The following is a 2,844-nucleotide window of genomic DNA, read 5'->3' on the forward strand; positions in this document are numbered from 1 at the left end:
AGCTGTGTATAAGAGACAGCCACCATCCCCTTCTGGATCTCCCCCAGCCGCTGGGCCACCTCCGGGTCACCCACGAGAGACAGCACAGCCTCCCGCAACGCACCCGCCGTGGCCTCCTCCATCGGCACGCGCCGGGCGACCCCCAGCGACTGGAGCACGTCCGCGTTGCCGAACTGGTCGGCGGCCTGCGGTACGGCGACCATCGGCGTCCCCGTCGCGAGCCCCTCCTGGCTGCCGCCCGCGCCCGCGTGGGTGATGAACGCGTCGGCCTGCCGCAGGACCGCCAACTGCGGTACGCAGTCCCGCACTTCGACGTTTGTCGGGACGGGACCGAGCTCGGCCGGGTCCACGTGCCTGCCGATCTGGAGCACCACGTGCCAGCCGGGCAGGTCGCCGAAGGCGGCCACGCACTCGCGGTAGAAGTCTGGCTGCTTGGTGAAGGCCGAGCCGAGGGAGACGAGGAGCACCTTCTCCGCGCCGGCAGGCCGCTGCCAGTCGCCCTCCGCCGTACGGTCCCCCTGACAGGCACCGACGAAGCTGTACACGCTCTCGTCGACCCGGTCGGCGTTCGGCTGGAGTGCCTTCGGAATCAGGACGACCGAACGGGCGGGGCGTCCGGCGAAGGGGTCGGGGTGCTCCGTGATCCCGTTCTCCTCCAGCCAGGCCTGGAAACGGGCGTAGTAGGCCCGGCCGCGCTCGGTCTTCTTCGGTTCGGCCCACAGGGGTTCGGCGACCTCCTCCTCGTAGCCGTCCCAGGCGACCAGGCACGGCGAGAGCGAGACCGCCCTGACGCCCCAGCGATGGGCGAGGACACGGGCGGGGTACGAGGCGATGTCGTGCAGCACGAGGTCGGGCTCGTCGCCCTCGTACGCCTTGATGAGCTGGGGCAGGGCCTGGATGGCGTCGTTCAGGAAGGGCTCCACGTTGTCCAGGAGGGTGGTGCCCCACGCCGAGGGGTCGTCGTCGGGGGACGGCAGCGTCGAGTCCCACAGCTTCGGCTCGGCGCCGGTCCCGGCGACCTTCTCCGCGAACACCGGCGGGATCGCGTACGTCACCCGGTGGCCGCGCGCGACGAGTTCGCGGATCACTTCGAGGCTGGGGTTCACGTGGCCGTGGGCGGCGATGGAGAACATGGCGATGTGGGAGGTCATGATCCGACCGTAGGCGAGACGATACGTCTCGTACAACTCGATTACGCGCCGACCCACACCACTCAACAGCGGGCTCTCAGCGCTGATAGCGGGCGAGCACCAGATTGCCGTCCTCCACCAGCCGTTCCCGCAGCTCGTCCAGGCCGATCGCCCCGCTGTAGTACTCCTGGAGGGCGGGAGTGGCGACCTTGTCCTTCCACTCCGGGTAGCCGCGCACGGACTGGGCGGGCGCCGGGCGGAGGTGGGCGGCGAGTGCTGTGCCGGTGGCCCAGTCGTGTTTCCGGGTGCGCAGAGCCGGAGCCTTCAGCGCCTCCGTCCCCGTGGGGAGCATCCAGTCGCCGAGCGCGAGACGGACCATGTTCTCGGGCCGGAGCACGAAGTCGATGAACGCGGCGGCCTCCCGCTGGTGCGGGCTGTCCTCGGCGATCGAGAGCGTCTGCGGGCTGACGCCCTGGGCGAGCCCGTCGGCGCCGGCCGGTGCGGGCAGCACCTGCCAGTCGAAGCCCTTGGGTGCCTGCTGCACGATCTGCTGGCGGTAGGAGAACCCGAGAGGCACCATCGCGTACCGGCCGCCGAAGAAGCCGGGCAGTGTGTCGGAGCCGCCCATGCCGAGCGTGGCGCCCGACGCGCTGCGGTCGGTGTTCACCTGGTCGTGCACCGTGCGCGGGACGAGTGCGTCGGCGTCGTCGAAGCGGATCTCCACCTTGCCGTCCGCTCCCCGGTGGAACATCCGGCCGCCGGAGGAGAGGGAGAGGTTGAGGGTGGCCGAGACGGGTTCCTTGAGGGGCCAGGCGACGCCGTACTTCCCGTCGCCGCTCAGCTCCTCGGTGACGGAACGGAACTCGTCCCAGGTCCACGGCTTCTCGGGGGTCGGAACGCGTACGCCCGCGTCCTTCAGCCAGGTGACGTTGGCGACGAGCACGCGCGGCTCCTGGAGGAACGGCACGCCGTAGACGCCGTCGCCGAACGTGGTCGTCTCCCAGCTCCGCCGCGGGATGTCGGACCTCAGCCGCTCGGGCAGCAGGTCACTCAGGTCGGCGAGGTAGCCGCCGTACGCGAAGTCGGCCAGGTCGTCGGAGGCGTCGTGGATGATGTCGGGCGCCTCGCCGCCCTCGAAGGAGGTGAGCAGCTGGTCGTGGACGCCGTCCCAGCTGCCCTGGACGTACTCGACCTGAACGTCGGGGTGGGCCGCGTTCCACTCCTTCACCAGCTCCTTGTTGGCCTCCACGGACTCCTGCTGCCAGGCGAGGGACTGGAAGCGCAGGGTGATCCGGCCGTCGTCGCGCCCGCCGCCGGTCGAGCAGCCCGCGAGGAGCAGCAGGAGAACCGCGGTCAGCATGCGTGCGGTCATCGGGGGTGCGGTCATGGGGATTGCGCGCATCAGCTCTTCACCGCCCCGGCGAGCATGCCGCCCGTGATCCGCTTCTGGATGAGCGCGAAGATCACCAGGGACGGCAGGGTCGCGAGGAAGGCCGCGGCGGCGAGCGGTCCGAGGTCCGCGGTGCCCTCGGCGCCGATGAAGTGCGTGAGGACGACCGGCAGGGTCTGTTTCTCCGGGCTCTTGAGGAGCACGAGCGCGAAGAAGAACTCGTTCCACGCGGTGATGAAGGCGAACAGCGCCGTCGCCACGATGCCGGGCGCGAGCAGCGGCGCCATGACCGACACCAGCGTCCGCACCCGCCCGGCCCCGTCC

Annotated in this window: 3 protein-coding genes; all 3 read right to left on the reverse strand. The window is 70.6% G+C overall.

From position 1 onward, the window contains the following. Positions 1 to 1,151 (reverse strand): macrolide-inactivating glycosyltransferase (mgt, locus tag FNH08_RS48250; protein ID WP_152778236.1); only part of this gene is annotated, 1,151 nt, incomplete at its 3' end. 76 nt (positions 1,152 to 1,227) lie between these two features. Further along, the gene (locus tag FNH08_RS48255) at positions 1,228 to 2,502 is read right to left on the reverse strand and encodes an ABC transporter substrate-binding protein (RefSeq protein WP_152778237.1); all 1,275 of its coding nucleotides are present in this window, start codon (positions 2,500 to 2,502) and stop codon (positions 1,228 to 1,230) included. 29 nt (positions 2,503 to 2,531) lie between these two features. Beyond that, on the reverse strand, positions 2,532 to 2,844 hold a 313-nt coding region (locus tag FNH08_RS48260; protein WP_152778238.1), incomplete at its 5' end, for an ABC transporter permease subunit.

Origin of the sequence: Streptomyces spongiae (assembly GCF_009377185.1) — a bacterium.
In the GTDB taxonomy this organism is placed as follows: Bacteria; Actinomycetota; Actinomycetes; order Streptomycetales; family Streptomycetaceae; genus Streptomyces; species Streptomyces spongiae.

Coding starts and splice junctions, on each gene's coding strand:
- FNH08_RS48255 (WP_152778237.1), bottom strand. CDS start 2,502: ATGACCGCACGCATGCTGACCGCGGTTCTCCTGCTGCTCCTCGCGGGC.